The organism is Oceanobacillus sp. FSL W7-1304 (assembly GCF_037969805.1).
Lineage (GTDB): Bacteria > Bacillota > Bacilli > Bacillales > Amphibacillaceae > Oceanobacillus > Oceanobacillus profundus.
Map to the genome: position 1 here is coordinate 3,898,563 of NZ_CP150211.1, position 13,501 is coordinate 3,912,063.

Here is a 13,501-nt window from a genome sequence, read left to right on the forward strand (position 1 = left end):
TTGAATTTTTTCTTCATTGACTATAGAAAGTACGAGAGGATGTTAAAAGTTTATAAAGCTTCGGTACGGGAAACTTAATTTGTAAAATCTCTAATAAGGTGGTTCTAACAATGAAAAGTTTCATTATAATTTTGGGTATTAGTAGTGTTATGTTTCTAATCTCTTGCAGCAGCTCTGAGACGACCACTGAGGAAAGTAATGCACAAGATGCGAATAAAGAAGCTCAAGAAACAGCTGCAGATAAAGAGCAATTACGAGCACACGCAGATTTGATTGTAGACGCATTAGATAATAAAGATTTTGAACAATTATCCACTTTTGTTCATCCGGAAAAAGGGATTCGATTTACTCCATATGCATTTATAGAGGAAGAAGAGCAGCCTATTTTTGAGGCTGAACAAGTGCGTGGATTCCCTAATGATAGTGAAGTATATGAATGGGGAACAGAGGATGGGACAGGAGATGCAATCCGGTTAACTCCTAATGCGTATTATCATGACTATCTCTATATTCGTGATTTTACGGAATCAACCGAAATACTAGTAAATGACATTGATCCGCGTGGCAATATGAGGATGAATGTGGGAGAAGTTTATCCAGAAGCAAGGTTTGTAAGCTATTATGTACCTGGAACCGATGAGGAAATGGATTGGGCAAATCTTATTCTTGCCTTTGAGGAAGTGAACGATGATTGGTACTTGGTTGGTATAATTGTGGATCGTTGGACAACCTAGTAGATCTAGATCTATTATCGAAACCTCAAGCATCTTTGTCGAAAAATGTTAATGATTCCTTAATTCAATATAAACTGTTAGAATATAATAATAATCGAATTAATCTTACTATTAAATACAAAACGGAAATTAATAGGGTACAAAGAGGTGGGCAATGTTGGGAAATGTAATTCACATGCAGGATGTAACGTGGAGAAGAGAGGGAGAGCACATTCTCTCTAATATCAATTGGCAGGTTTCAAAAGGTGAGCATTGGGCAATTTTAGGATTAAATGGTTCAGGAAAAACGACACTATTAAACATGATTAATGGCTATATTTGGCCAACCACTGGACAAGTCAGTGTATTAAATCAAGTCTTTGGAAAGACGGATATTAGAGAATTACGGAAATCAATTGGCTGGGTCAGTTCATCTCTACAGGAAAAAATAAAAGGAAGCAATTATACAGAAGATATCGTTGTAAGCGGGAGTTTTGCCTCAATTGGACTGTACGATAACCCTACCACGGGAGACTATAAAAAAGCGAATCGAATCATGGAACAATTAGGCTGCGATTATTTACAAGGTCGTACCTATCAAACCTGTTCACAGGGAGAAAAGCAAAAAATATTAATTGCAAGGGGATTAATGGCATCACCGGAATTGCTTATTTTAGATGAGCCAACAAATGGACTAGATTTTATTTCAAGAGAAGGATTATTAGCTGCAGTCAATCAATTGTCATTAGAAGAAGAGGCTCCAACCATTATTTTTGTAACACATCATATTGAAGAGATATTGCCGATTTTCTCAAACACACTGTTGCTTCGTCAAGGCACAATATTTGATAAAGGTAAAAGTGTAAATGTATTAACAGATCGAAACCTGTCTCGTTTCTTTAATACCTCTGTTAATGTTGAATGGCAGAAAAATCGAGCCTGGATGACAACAGCACATTAATTTCGATAAATATTTCCCAGGAAATATATACTGTTTTTCTTCGAATTAGGAATAGTACCAGCGAAATAATGAACGAGTAAAAATATATCTTTTAGTGTGGCCTCGATTTTGACTTTTTTGACGTCTATTACAGTGATTAATGCGAAACACGGTCAGATACAGCTTCCTTATAAAATTAGTTGAAATTTAGTTCCTTGAAGTAGAGTCCATTTTGATTAATCGTATTTTAAAAATGGACTCCGTTTGGCTGCTCACTCTTTCCGGTAATGGTATTTATCCTTGGAACTCATGACGATCTAAGCTCATGAAAAAAACAGGTCCAGGCTCTTCTGGGATATCTGGGACCATTTTGATAATCTGAAATCCAACTTTTTCATAAGCTTGGATAGCTATACGATTGTTAACCTCTGGATTAATAATACACCTGTCTACACTTTCATCTGAAAAAACAAACTGACTTAGGAAAAGTGACAGAACTTTAGTGCCAAGTCCTTTATTTCTATACTCCTCTTCTCCTATAAATAGGTCTAAGCTGGCTGAGTTAGTTAGATCAACGTACTTTTCAAATATTGGATAATCACTCCAATTAAATGTTTGTATATAACCAATAGGTGTATCATCATAAAGAATTAGATACGGATCAGTAGGCTCAACCCGTTTGATATAATCAGAAAATTCCTTAGCTACCTTCTCATAAGGTTCCTTTTTGTTGTAAGCCCAAAAACGGTTAACAAAGTGGTCATTTCTAATCCAGTTATACAAAAGTGGTAAATCCTCTAATATAAGTCTTCGAAATTTAATCATGTTTGAATCCAATTTCATATTCCCCCTTCTGAATTGGTTAGTGTGGCTTACCTAGCATTCAAGAGTTATACGAGACGGAACCTACCCAAAAAGATGAAGCCATTATTTCAACGTTAGATTACTCCTATTTCTTATTAAAATATTCCATTTTGATTATTGAAAAATCATTACTGAAAACTTTCCTGGTAATCAATATAATCCTTTGCTTCCCAACTGATATCTTCTAAAAATGCCCCGAGTTCGGGCTCATCAGTTTCAATTGCTAAAGCTGTTTGAGGTGAAAAGCAATAATAATTGCTAATACTAATGATGCCAATAACTGTCTCATTTCTTATCCTTAAAAGAAAATTATCTATTCTTTCTAGAATAGTATAATTTCAAAATAGAAAAAAGGCTATAGAAAGTGTGTGATAGCAGTAAATAGACGTTTTCCAATATGGATATTGTTGAATAATCCATTAACAGCTAAAACCGAACATTTATTAAAAATATATAATAAAAGGTTTGGTATTGACGATATAATTCAATCGTGATAGTATTATTCAGTACTGTTTTTATATTAATTATCATACTTTAAGCAAAAGGAGATCTGGCTGTGCATTTCAAAAAACATTATGAAGAGATCAAAAAAATTGCTGAACAAATATATTATCATCCAGAGTTAGGATATAAAGAGCATCAGACGAAGCAAACAATAATTGATTATTTAAAAAAAGTTAATCAAACCATCCAAATTGATGAATTTAGTACAACAGGATTCCGAGTTACACTAGGAAATGAAAAGAAAGACTTGCACCTTGCTTTTATTGCTGAATTGGATGCTGTATATGCGCCTACACATATGCATGCAAATGAAGAGACAGGTGCAGCGCATAACTGTGGGCACTATACACAGGTAGCAATAGCACTTAGCTTATATCATTATTTGTTCAAGACAGAAGCATACAGAGACTTAGACTATCAAATTACATTTGTTTTTGTTCCTGCAGAAGAGTACTTGGATTTAGCTTATCGCGAAGGGCTAATGAAAGAAAAAACGATTGAACATTATGGTGGTAAACCTGAGGCAATGAGATTAGGGGTATTTGATGATATTGATCTCGCCATTTGCGTTCATGCAATGGGTGGAGAATTTGATAAGCGGTCTACAGAAATAAATGCTGATCTAGCTGGTTTTCTGTATAAAAAATATACATTCAAAGGAAAAGCAACACATGCTGGATTTGATCCGTTTTCGTCAAAAAACGCATACAATATGTCGACATTATTTAATGTTGCTGTTGGCTTAAGTCGTCAGCAATTAAAAGATTCAGAACAAGTCAGAATAAATCCGATTGTAATGGAATCTGACATGTCTACAAATGTCGTGCCAAACCGCATTATGGTAGGTACAGATTTGCGTACAAAATCGGTGGACTATATGAAAGAAGCGGCAATGAAATTAGATGCTGCTGCTAAAGGCAGTGCTTGTGCCTTACAGGGAGAAGTTGAAGGGACTACCCAAATGGGATATCTTCCTTTTGTTCAAGATCGTTACCTGTCAGAATTTGTGCTGGAGGCATTCGAGGAAAACGAGGAAATTGAAGCGATAAAGAATAATAACTTTATTAGTGCTGCTGGAGACATTGGTGATTTATCCTATATGATGCCATGTATCCAAATTGGTTACAGTGGCTTTACTGGCACGATTCATGGTGATGACTTTATCGATATCGATCCTGAGTACATTTATGAAATTTTTCCAAGGTTTTTAGCTGATGTTTTGAAAAAAATGAACGGACGAATTGATAAAGCTAAGTTATACAAAAGAAGTTATGAATCGTATATAGAATTAATTGAAGGAATTGTTAAGTAACTATCTGGGGAAGAGGACAATCACATGAAGAACAAAAACTTTATATTTCTTATTATCTTTGTGCTTATTATTATTACAGTAGCTGAAATGATTGGTTTTCAGAGTATACCAATAGGAAGTATCTCGATTGGATTATTACCTTTAGTATTTGCTATTGTGATTACGATGATTTTAGGGTTGCAACTGTTTCGAAAAGGTTTCTGGAGGCATGTTTATAGTAAAGCAAACATTGATTTTGCCGGGAAGTATTTAATTTTTATTATGTTGCCATTAATGGCTCGATACGGAGCAGATGTAGCCCCGCAAATAAGAGAAATACTTCAGGTTGGATGGGTATTTTTATTCCAAGAAATTGGAAACCTTGGTACAGTTGTATTTGGACTGCCAATAGCAATTCTGCTTGGATTAAGACGTGAAGCGATTGGTGCAACGTTAGGAATTGGGCGTGAAGGGGAGCTTGCGTATATATCAGAAAAATATACCCTTAATTCCAGTGAGGGAAGAGGAGTACTTTCCTTGTATATTATTGGTACATTATTCGGAACGATTTTCTTCAGTATTTTAGCACCTGTATTGCTCGGTTTCGGTTTTCCGGTTGAAGCACTGGCGATGGCATCAGGAGTGGGATCTGGAAGTATGATGAGTGCATCTTCTGCAAGTTTAGTTGCACAGGTTCCTGACATGGAAAGCACGATTTTAGCCTATGCTTCTGCAAGTCAATTACTAACAAGCTTTCTTGGAACATTTACAATGGTATTCTTAGCTGCGCCATTACAGAAATTTATGTACAAACTATTGGTTAGAGGTGAAGAATAATGGCTAACATGTTAACGAATAAATATATAAAGTACGGCCTGATATTGCTTCTTAGTGTTAGCCTGATTGTCTTTACACAAGAAATTAAACATTTAAAAAATCCAGATTCAATGCCAGTCACATCAATGACTTTTCTTGGTCTTAGTACGTTATGGCTCTTTTCTATGATTGGAATTGGTATTTCAGATCTAATGCAGAAGACACCAGTCAAATTTATGAGGGAATTCCCTGTATTAGGTTGGGTTTCGATTACTTCTTTAGTGCTTTGCCTTTTATTTGACTTTTTTATTACAGCGATTCAAGCTGTTGATTTTCTTTCAATAACCACGCCTATTTTAACATTTGCGGGAATTTCTGTAGCAAATCGGCTTGTTGATCTGAGAAAAACATCTTGGAAAATTGCGATAGTAGGTATGTTTGTTTTTACTGGAACATATTTAGGAAGTACGTTGATTGCTAGTCTAGGTCTTTACTTAGCGGGAAATTAAATATACTCCATCCATCATGGCGTGAACTTTACTGTAATCTCGTAGTATGTTAAAATAGTACATCACAAATTTTTACTTTCAACATAGACATTAATAGTGTATAATTGTATAAACAATTCTAAAGGGTGTGTATTTATGAAAAAATACGTCGTCCTTTTCATTTATCTCACGACGATATTTGGGTATTCCTATTTTGCCATAGATGGACAGCTGCATAATCATTTTGTTATGGAGCAAGGTGAGAACTTAAGTAACAATACTTCAACAGGGTTTCACCCTACAGATGATGGAAAGCAAAAGATTTCAATTGTTAAGTTTGAATTTTTATTATTTCTGTTTGTATGTTTACCATACCTGTCTTACTTTTGTATAAAGCTCATGAGAAGACTCATAGTGCTAACTCCAGTATTTTACCAATCTAATTATGTGATCAGACCTCTTTTAATTAAATGAATGATTTTAATTAAAAGGAGGCTATGTTCATGATGTGGATACGATTTGTCATATTAGGGTTCTTTTCTCTAACTGCTTTGTCTGTGTTTTTCTACCAGGGTATAGAAACGGTTCAAGCGGTAAAAGAGTATTTTAGCTTAAATAAATATTTGTAAAAAGAAAAGACTGTTCCTGATTAAATTCAGGAGCAGTCTTTTTAATATGTGATCTTGCTGAACTTTTTGAACAATCTCTTTTAGGATAAAAATTGCATTTAGCGAGAGAAACTGCAAGTATCGAACATTCCATGCTAAAATAGGTTGGACTATAGAATTTTGAGGGAGTGTTACATATGAACATTGCTACAATCGGAACTGGAAGGATCGTGGAATTATTTCTATCCGCTGTTCGTGAAGTTGATGGAGCTAGATGTGTTGCTGTGTATTCAAGGAAAGAAGAATCAGCACAAGCTCTGGCAGATAAATTTGATGTTTCTGCTATTTATACTGATTTAAATGAAATGATGCATGATTCTGCTATTGATTTTGTTTATATTGCATCACCAAATAGCCTGCATTTTGAACAGGCATATCTTGCATTACAACACGGTAAGCACGTAATCTGTGAAAAACCTTTTACATCGACCATACGTGAAACCGAACAATTAATTGAACTGGCAAAACAAAAACAACGGATGCTTTTTGAAGCAATTTCCACGATCCATATGCCAAATTATAAATTAGTGAAAGAGCATATCGCTAGTCTTGGTGCAATTAAGTTCATTCAATGTAACTACAGTCAGTTCTCAAGCAGATATGAAGTATTATTAAGTGGAGAAACACCAAACATTTTTAGTCCGAAATTTTCCGGAGGTGCTTTGGTAGATATCAATGTATATAATCTGCACTTTGTAATGAATCTGTTTGGAAAACCGGAAAAAGTTAGCTACACAGCAAATAAACATGGAAATGGAATTGATACATCTGGTGTTGCGGTACTGTCCTATCCGAACTTTATCGCAGAGTGCGTCGGTGCGAAAGATACACAGAGTATGAATTTTGCAATGATTCAAGGCGAAAAAGGATATTTGAACGTAGTAAACGGTGCGAATGGTTGTCAAGAGGTTATGATTAAGAAGGAAAATCGCGAAATAAAGCTCAATACACAAACAAATGAAAATCGCCTTTATTATGAGGTAGCTGAGATGCAGCAAATTTTTGCTGCAAAGGATTTTGAAAAATGCTATGCGTTGCTCGATTATACAAAGTCAGTTGTTGAAGTGCTAGAGGCAGCGAGAAAAGACGCAGAAATTGTATTTGATGCAGATTTACGTTAAAAAGCGTAGGATGTCTTTGTTGAATTGCAAAATATAGATAATACTTGACTGTTTCCAATCAATTGCCTAAAGTAAAATGATATTCGAAAAATGAGGGGAATAGGAATGAACAGTTATTCGGAAGGTAAAATACAAGCGTTTCAAAAACAAAATGACAATCGTGCTCGGTTTTTAATTAAATGTCCAGATCAACCTGGTATTGTGGCGGCAGTTTCAAAGTTCCTTTATGAGCACAATGCCAATATTGTCGCATCTGATCAGTTTACGATGAACCCTGAAGGTGGGGAATTTTTTATTCGGATCGAGTTCGAATGTCCTGATTTAAAAGGGCAAATGGGTAAACTGGAGACAACGTTTCTTCCAATTGCAGAGAAATTCAATATGGAATGGAAAATCATGTATGTTCGTGATATTAAAAACATGGCGATATTTGTCTCGAATGAACCGCACTGCTTATTAGAGCTCCTTTGGGAATGGCAAAGTGGCGATCTAATGGCAAACATTGCACTTGTGATAAGTAATCATGAGACTGCTCGTGAGATGGTCGAATCGCTGGGCATTCCATTTTATTATATACCAGCGAATAAGGAAATACGTCATCAGGTGGAAGAAAAACAGAAGCAATTGCTTGAACAATATGAAGTCGATTTAATTGTGCTTGCACGTTATATGCAGATTCTGACACCAGATTTTGTAGGGCATTATGAAAACCGTATTATTAATATCCATCATTCATTTTTACCAGCTTTTATTGGGGCGAAACCATATGAGCGTGCTTATCAGCGTGGAGTGAAAATGATTGGTGCGACATCACATTATGTAACGAATGATTTGGATGAGGGGCCAATTATCGAACAGAATATTGGCAGAGTCGATCACCGTGATAATGGAGATGATATGAAAAAAATTGGCCAATCGATTGAGCGAAGTGTACTAGCTCGAGCAGTAAAATGGCATCTCGAAGACCGCATCCTTGTCTATAAAAATAAAACAATTGTATTTTAATCAAAGGGCCAGTTCTGATCATGAGCTGGTTCTTTTTTATAGCTTAATTTCGACTTGCAGATATTTTAGTCATTATAAAAATAACCTGGTTCTAAGCTCCATGGTATGAGCTAACTCCCCCACGAAATACTGCGGGCGGAAGCATTTTGAGAATACGGTCTCAGCCTCCTCTGGAAAGCTTCCCAGCAGACATGTGTGTCGGTTAATTTGGTTGAAAGAGCAAAAAGAATCTATCGATAAGAAAGCAGTCACGGTCGTTTTGGATGAAATGATGAGAAGAAACAGCCGAGGCGCGGATACTTAGAAACAAAAACAATCGAGTTAAGAAATTTTACGAAAAGGAAAGAGCCGGCATGACATGTTAATCTGCAAAAATCCAGTCAGTGAGCGCTCCAATGAGAATCGCAAGGTAAATCACATGTTTTCAATAATAACTCTCCCACATTTCTATTAATTACTTAAAGGAAAACACTTTATTAATAGGAACATTTGTTCTATAATGAAGGTGATTAGAAAAAGAAGAAATAACGGACTAGCATTCGTTAATCGTTTTATCTTTGTACCATCAAAGTGAACAGGGTTGTAAATCGAACGAAAAAGTCTAAAAGCCAATGTGTATTTTAGACGAGGAGGGATTGAATGACCAATAACAACGTAACATTTGAAGAGATTGTTGAACAAAATGAGCGAAGAATTCACTATCATATCCATCGATTAAATATTAGAGACACCGAACAGGAGTTTTTTCAAGAGGGTTTAGTGGCGATGTGGAATGCATACGAGAAGCATCAACCAGATAAAGGCCCATTCGCAACATACTTCAACTATATAATTCGCAACCGTTTGATAGATTTAATACGTAAGACAAATAGAGAGAAGGAAAAGCAGATACTTTTGAATATTGAACAGAAAAGACTTCTCCATAATAGAAATTGTTATCGTAGTCATGTTATTTGCTATCCAATGATGATAGCTGAAAAGCCGATAACTGATGAGATTTTTTGGGAACATGTGAAAAAACAACTTACCGGAAATCAATGGAAATGGGTAACCTATTTTATTATCGAGAACATGTCTGTTAAAGAAATTGCTGAACAAGAAGGTGTTTCGATGGAGGCTGTAAAAAGCTGGGGAAAAGAGGCTAGGAGAAAGTTAAAATGTGGAGTGGCTAGATATTAGTAAAAGGATATATAGTCTAATGGGTAACGTATTCAATTACTAAATTTTAAAAATAATAAGTGCTTTACAATAAATCAAGCCTGTGGTATCTTGAAGACAGAAAACTTCATCATTATTTTTACGCTAGGGGAGCTGTGAAAGCGGCTGAGAAGAACTGGATTGTTCTGACCCTTTGCACCCGAACTAGATAATACTAGCGTGGGGAAGTGTAGTCAATCTGTATATCTTTCTATTGATATCGATATATACATGTAGACTGCATTCCCCAGGGATGTAGTTTTTTTGTTTGGAAATATATATAACAAGGAGGAATTTACAATGGTACATCAAACTTGTACGGAAAGTGATATTGCAGGAGCTAGTTTTTCAATTCATCCGATGAGTGATCAGTTTATCGAGATTATTAAAGATGCTTTAGAGGAGGCAGATACATCGAAGGTTCATATGGATACAGATGATGTAACAACAACTGTAAGAGGAAAGCTGACACATGTTTTTGATGTGACAAAGGCGATATTTGCTCATGCAGCAAAAAGTGGGAAACATGTTGCATTTGAAGCTACGTATTCATTAGGATGTCCTGGGGATTCAATGGGGGAGGCTTATATGGCAGAAGATGAGATTCCGCTGAATGCAGAGCATGTCAAACATATAAAGCAGCGGGTTGCAGCAAAATTTTCCTTGTATCCATTGGGCGGCGGTAATTATATGGATGTAATTTACAGTCAAATTGAGGCAATGAAGCAATACGTAGATGTTAGTCACGCCCATTATGCTACACGATTAGATGGTGAAGCGATTGCAATATTTGATGGATTGGAAAAAGTGTTTAAAGCAACCGTTGAAGGCGGCTCAAGTCATACGGTAATGACCGTTTCGATGTCAGCGAACAGTCCATCCCATACAGGAACGAATCAAAATGAATAATTGGCGCTTTAAAGAAATAGTTGTATTAGCAGCCTTGTCCGTTGTGTTCGCAGTCGTCTATTTAGCTTTTTTGCCAGTTGGAGCAGTCTTAGTTGGTTTCTTTGGACCAATTGGCTATGACTTTATTTTTGGTATTTGGTTTATTGTTTCGATTATTGCAGCCTACATTATACGGAAGCCTGGGGCCGCATTTTTATCTGAAACGATAGCAGCTATGGTCGAAGTGTTAATCGGAAATGCTGTTGGGCCAATGCTCATTGTTACTGGAATGATTCAAGGTATTGGTGCGGAAGCTGTATTTGCAGCAACTAAATGGAAGAATTATTCGACTTGGGTATTAATGGCAGCGGGAATGGGATCAGCTGTCACCAGTTTTATTTATGGTTATTTCATGAGTGGCTATGCTGCTTTAGCTACAGGCTATGTTCTAGCAATGTTCATTATTCGACTAATTAGCGGAGCATTGATTGCTGGATTATTAGGAAAGGCATTGAGTGATGGACTAGCTAAAACAGGTGTGTTATCAAGCTTTGCTTTAGGAAAAGAATATCGGAGGAAAAATGCGGCATGAGTTTAATGGTAGAAGTAAAGCAATTCTCTTTAAAATTTGAATCGAATCCACAGGGGGACACCCTGTCCAATTTGAATTTTCGTCTAAATCATGGTGAAAGCTTATTGCTATTAGGTCCTAGTGGCTGCGGAAAAAGCACATTAACGTATTGTCTGAACGGACTATATCCTCGCGAATTAGATGGAGAAGTACATGGAGAAATTGTCATTAATGGAAAAACAGTGACAGCATATCGTCCGGGCGAAATTAGTCAGCAAGTCGGAGTTGTTTTCCAGGATCCAGAGACACAATTTTGTATGCTGACTGTTGAAGATGAAGTTGCCTTTGGATTAGAGAATATCGGCATTCCGCATGAATTTATGGAAGAAAAAATTAACCATGTTCTAGAATTAGTACAGTTGCTTGCGTTTAAAAAGTCTGCAATAAGCTCACTTTCAGGAGGGCAAAAGCAAAGATTAGCACTTGCATGTATTCTTGCATTAGAGCCTTCTTTATTAATTTTAGATGAACCAACAGCTAATCTAGACCCGATTGCAACAAAGGATGTGATTCAGACCATCCAATCGATACAAGAAAAAACAAATTGCTCTCTTATTATTATTGAACACCAGCTGGATGGCTGGACAGAGCTAACAAATCGCTGTCTTTTATTGAATCGAAACGGTGAGATATTTTATGATGGTGATTTAAGAAATGCCATTGCGTGCAGGCTAGAAGAGTTGGAAGAACAAGGTATTTGGCTACCGAAAGTAACGCAATATTTCTTGAAAAACAGACCGCAAACAGAGCGGGAATTACCACTTACCGTAGGAGAGATAAACCCTTTTTCATTATTCGAGAGTAAAAGAGTGAATACAGCAAGTATACCCTCTGAAGCAGGTTTACCCTATGTAAAAGCTTCTCATATATCATGGAAGGTAGAACAGCAACCAATTATTCACGATATATCGCTAACGCTTTACCATGGTGAATTTATTGCAATTGTTGGGGCAAATGGCAGTGGGAAAACTTCTTTTTCTAGAATTCTAGCAGGTATTCAGCGGCCTACAAAAGGAAGCGTTTCTATAAAAGATAGAAAGATTGGAAGTTGGAAGGAGTCACAGTTACGGGAAGAAATCGGCTATGTTTTCCAGAATCCTGAGCATCAATTTATTGCAAACACGGTTTATGAGGAAATTGCATTTAGTCTTCGCTTAAAAATGGAAACGGAAGCAACAGTTAAAGAGAAAGTACAGGCAGTATTAGAAACATGTGGATTATTGCACTTACAACATGAGCATCCCTATACATTGAGCCAAGGACAAAAGAGACGTTTGAGTGTAGCAACAATGATTGTTGATGATCAGCCATTTCTATTGCTGGATGAACCAACTTTCGGACAAGATGCATCTTCCAATGCTCAGTTGATGGGACTATTACAAGGAAGATATAAATCGGGAGCAACAATTGCGATGGTTACACATGATATGGAATTGATTCATGATTATGCAACGAGGGTTCTAGTTCTCCACAAAGGCAGACTTGTTGCAGATCTCGCACCAGCGGAACTATGGGCGCAGCCAATAGAAAAATTGCATGATTGGCAGCTTGCATTACCAATTCAAGTTCAGATTCAGAACTGCTTAAAAAAGGAAGGTGATTATGCTGCTCAATCATCTTAATCCAAGCATAAAAGCACTAACAGTTTGTATATTAGTTGTACATTTGGCATTTGTATTTGAGCCGATGACCGTGTTTTTATTTTTGATTTGGACAATTGCGGCAACCTTTATTTTCGGTAAGGTAAATTGGAAAAAATATGTTCTCTATTTTCTTCCCTTTTTTATTTTTGCAATCGGAATGCTCTGGACAACAATTGCGTTTGCAGATACTTCGGAGCATACAAATAAGGTTATCAACATGCTCGGACTAACGTTGCCACTTGATTCATTTCTCGTTGCTTTGGCTCTTTCGCTGCGAATATTAAATGTTGCGGCACTATCCTTAATGTTTATTTTTACAACCAATATGGTTGATTTTATTTTAAGCTTGATCCAGCAGTTAAAACTTCCACCTAAAATTGCTTATGGAGTTTTAGCGGGATATCGATTTTTACCAATGATGAAGGATGAAATTAAAATAATCCATGCTGCCCATCAAGTCCGTGGTGTTAGCCAAGGCAAATCATTAAAAGATAAATTTTCAAAATATAAACGCTTTGCAATTCCGTTGCTGGCGAGTGCGATTCGAAAAGCGGAAAGAACAGCTGTTGCCATGGAATCAAAAGGATTTACAGGTGATCGAAATCGAACCTTTTACCGTCAGTTTTTTGTAACAAAGCGTGATCTTATTCTTCCTGGAATTCTACTCTTCGGATTTTGGGGAGCTTGGTTTTTATAAACTTTAACCCGTAATCAGTCTAATTGATTACGGGT

At 36.4% G+C, this 13,501-nt stretch carries 14 protein-coding genes and 1 riboswitch; of the genes, 13 read left to right on the forward strand and 1 reads right to left on the reverse strand.

Annotated elements, in window-relative coordinates; all coding sequences use genetic code 11:
- Positions 1 to 110 precede the first annotated feature (110 nt).
- Both NYE61_RS19285 and NYE61_RS19290 read left to right on the forward strand, forming a co-directional pair.
- The gene (locus tag NYE61_RS19285; protein WP_118889823.1) at positions 111 to 734 is read left to right on the forward strand and encodes a hypothetical protein; all 624 of its coding nucleotides are present in this window, start codon (positions 111 to 113) and stop codon (positions 732 to 734) included.
- Between the two features lie 157 nt (positions 735 to 891).
- Positions 892 to 1,674 carry an ABC transporter ATP-binding protein gene (locus NYE61_RS19290; RefSeq protein ID WP_118889853.1) on the forward strand — a complete coding sequence of 261 codons (783 nt, stop codon included), beginning with the start codon at positions 892 to 894 and terminating at the stop codon, positions 1,672 to 1,674.
- Between the two features lie 273 nt (positions 1,675 to 1,947).
- On the opposite strand, the gene NYE61_RS19295 is transcribed toward NYE61_RS19290, so the two are convergent.
- Positions 1,948 to 2,490: a GNAT family N-acetyltransferase gene (locus tag NYE61_RS19295; RefSeq protein ID WP_339316364.1), complete on the reverse strand. Its 543-nt coding sequence runs from the start codon at positions 2,488 to 2,490 to the stop codon at positions 1,948 to 1,950.
- Between the two features lie 583 nt (positions 2,491 to 3,073).
- On the opposite strand from NYE61_RS19295, the gene NYE61_RS19300 reads away from it, so the two are divergent.
- The 11 genes from NYE61_RS19300 to NYE61_RS19350 all read left to right on the forward strand — a co-directional run bounded on the left by NYE61_RS19300 (position 3,074) and on the right by NYE61_RS19350 (position 13,466).
- Positions 3,074 to 4,333 (forward strand): M20/M25/M40 family metallo-hydrolase, encoded by a 1,260-nt coding sequence (locus tag NYE61_RS19300; protein ID WP_303447516.1) that lies wholly within the window; start codon positions 3,074 to 3,076, stop codon positions 4,331 to 4,333.
- Positions 4,334 to 4,357: 24 nt separating this feature from the next.
- Positions 4,358 to 5,149 (forward strand): DUF3100 domain-containing protein, encoded by a 792-nt coding sequence (locus NYE61_RS19305; protein ID WP_095313166.1) that lies wholly within the window; start codon positions 4,358 to 4,360, stop codon positions 5,147 to 5,149.
- Complete coding sequence (locus tag NYE61_RS19310; RefSeq protein WP_095313164.1) at positions 5,149 to 5,637, forward strand: hypothetical protein; 489 nt, start codon at positions 5,149 to 5,151, stop codon at positions 5,635 to 5,637. Before NYE61_RS19305 ends, NYE61_RS19310 begins: the two co-directional genes overlap by 1 nt.
- Positions 5,638 to 6,119: 482 nt before the next feature.
- A complete protein-coding gene (locus NYE61_RS19315; protein WP_262366399.1) occupies positions 6,120 to 6,245 on the forward strand; it encodes a hypothetical protein in 126 nt (41 codons plus the stop codon).
- A gap of 176 nt (positions 6,246 to 6,421) precedes the next feature.
- A complete protein-coding gene (locus NYE61_RS19320; protein WP_303447517.1) occupies positions 6,422 to 7,405 on the forward strand; it encodes a Gfo/Idh/MocA family oxidoreductase in 984 nt (327 codons plus the stop codon).
- Between the two features lie 105 nt (positions 7,406 to 7,510).
- Positions 7,511 to 8,410, forward strand: coding sequence for a formyltetrahydrofolate deformylase (gene purU, locus NYE61_RS19325; RefSeq protein WP_095313158.1), 900 nt, complete (start codon positions 7,511 to 7,513; stop codon positions 8,408 to 8,410).
- 639 nt (positions 8,411 to 9,049) lie between these two features.
- Complete coding sequence (locus NYE61_RS19330; protein ID WP_303447518.1) at positions 9,050 to 9,589, forward strand: sigma-70 family RNA polymerase sigma factor; 540 nt, start codon at positions 9,050 to 9,052, stop codon at positions 9,587 to 9,589.
- A 115-nt stretch (positions 9,590 to 9,704) separates the two neighbouring features.
- Positions 9,705 to 9,811: riboswitch (TPP riboswitch) on the forward strand.
- A 96-nt stretch (positions 9,812 to 9,907) separates the two neighbouring features.
- Positions 9,908 to 10,516 (forward strand): YkoF family thiamine/hydroxymethylpyrimidine-binding protein, encoded by a 609-nt coding sequence (locus NYE61_RS19335; RefSeq protein WP_303447519.1) that lies wholly within the window; start codon positions 9,908 to 9,910, stop codon positions 10,514 to 10,516.
- Entirely contained in the window at positions 10,509 to 11,087 is a 579-nt protein-coding gene (locus NYE61_RS19340) for an ECF transporter S component (RefSeq protein WP_303447520.1), read from the forward strand. The genes NYE61_RS19335 and NYE61_RS19340 overlap by 8 nt, the downstream gene beginning before the upstream one ends.
- The gene (locus tag NYE61_RS19345; RefSeq protein WP_303447521.1) at positions 11,084 to 12,748 is read left to right on the forward strand and encodes an ABC transporter ATP-binding protein; all 1,665 of its coding nucleotides are present in this window, start codon (positions 11,084 to 11,086) and stop codon (positions 12,746 to 12,748) included. The genes NYE61_RS19340 and NYE61_RS19345 overlap by 4 nt, the downstream gene beginning before the upstream one ends.
- Entirely contained in the window at positions 12,729 to 13,466 is a 738-nt protein-coding gene (locus NYE61_RS19350; RefSeq protein WP_095311041.1) for an energy-coupling factor transporter transmembrane component T, read from the forward strand. The genes NYE61_RS19345 and NYE61_RS19350 overlap by 20 nt, the downstream gene beginning before the upstream one ends.
- Positions 13,467 to 13,501 lie beyond the last annotated feature (35 nt).

Excerpts from the sequence above, each read along its gene's own strand:
- NYE61_RS19285 (WP_118889823.1), top strand. The coding sequence starts at position 111 with ATGAAAAGTTTCATTATAATTTTGGGTATTAGTAGTGTTATGTTTCTA.
- NYE61_RS19345 (WP_303447521.1), top strand. The coding sequence starts at position 11,084 with ATGAGTTTAATGGTAGAAGTAAAGCAATTCTCTTTAAAATTTGAATCG.
- NYE61_RS19330 (WP_303447518.1), top strand. The coding sequence starts at position 9,050 with ATGACCAATAACAACGTAACATTTGAAGAGATTGTTGAACAAAATGAG.
- NYE61_RS19340 (WP_303447520.1), top strand. The coding sequence starts at position 10,509 with ATGAATAATTGGCGCTTTAAAGAAATAGTTGTATTAGCAGCCTTGTCC.
- NYE61_RS19335 (WP_303447519.1), top strand. The coding sequence starts at position 9,908 with ATGGTACATCAAACTTGTACGGAAAGTGATATTGCAGGAGCTAGTTTT.
- NYE61_RS19305 (WP_095313166.1), top strand. The coding sequence starts at position 4,358 with ATGAAGAACAAAAACTTTATATTTCTTATTATCTTTGTGCTTATTATT.
- NYE61_RS19310 (WP_095313164.1), top strand. The coding sequence starts at position 5,149 with ATGGCTAACATGTTAACGAATAAATATATAAAGTACGGCCTGATATTG.
- NYE61_RS19350 (WP_095311041.1), top strand. The coding sequence starts at position 12,729 with ATGCTGCTCAATCATCTTAATCCAAGCATAAAAGCACTAACAGTTTGT.
- NYE61_RS19315 (WP_262366399.1), top strand. The coding sequence starts at position 6,120 with ATGATGTGGATACGATTTGTCATATTAGGGTTCTTTTCTCTAACTGCT.
- NYE61_RS19320 (WP_303447517.1), top strand. The coding sequence starts at position 6,422 with ATGAACATTGCTACAATCGGAACTGGAAGGATCGTGGAATTATTTCTA.
- purU (WP_095313158.1), top strand. The coding sequence starts at position 7,511 with ATGAACAGTTATTCGGAAGGTAAAATACAAGCGTTTCAAAAACAAAAT.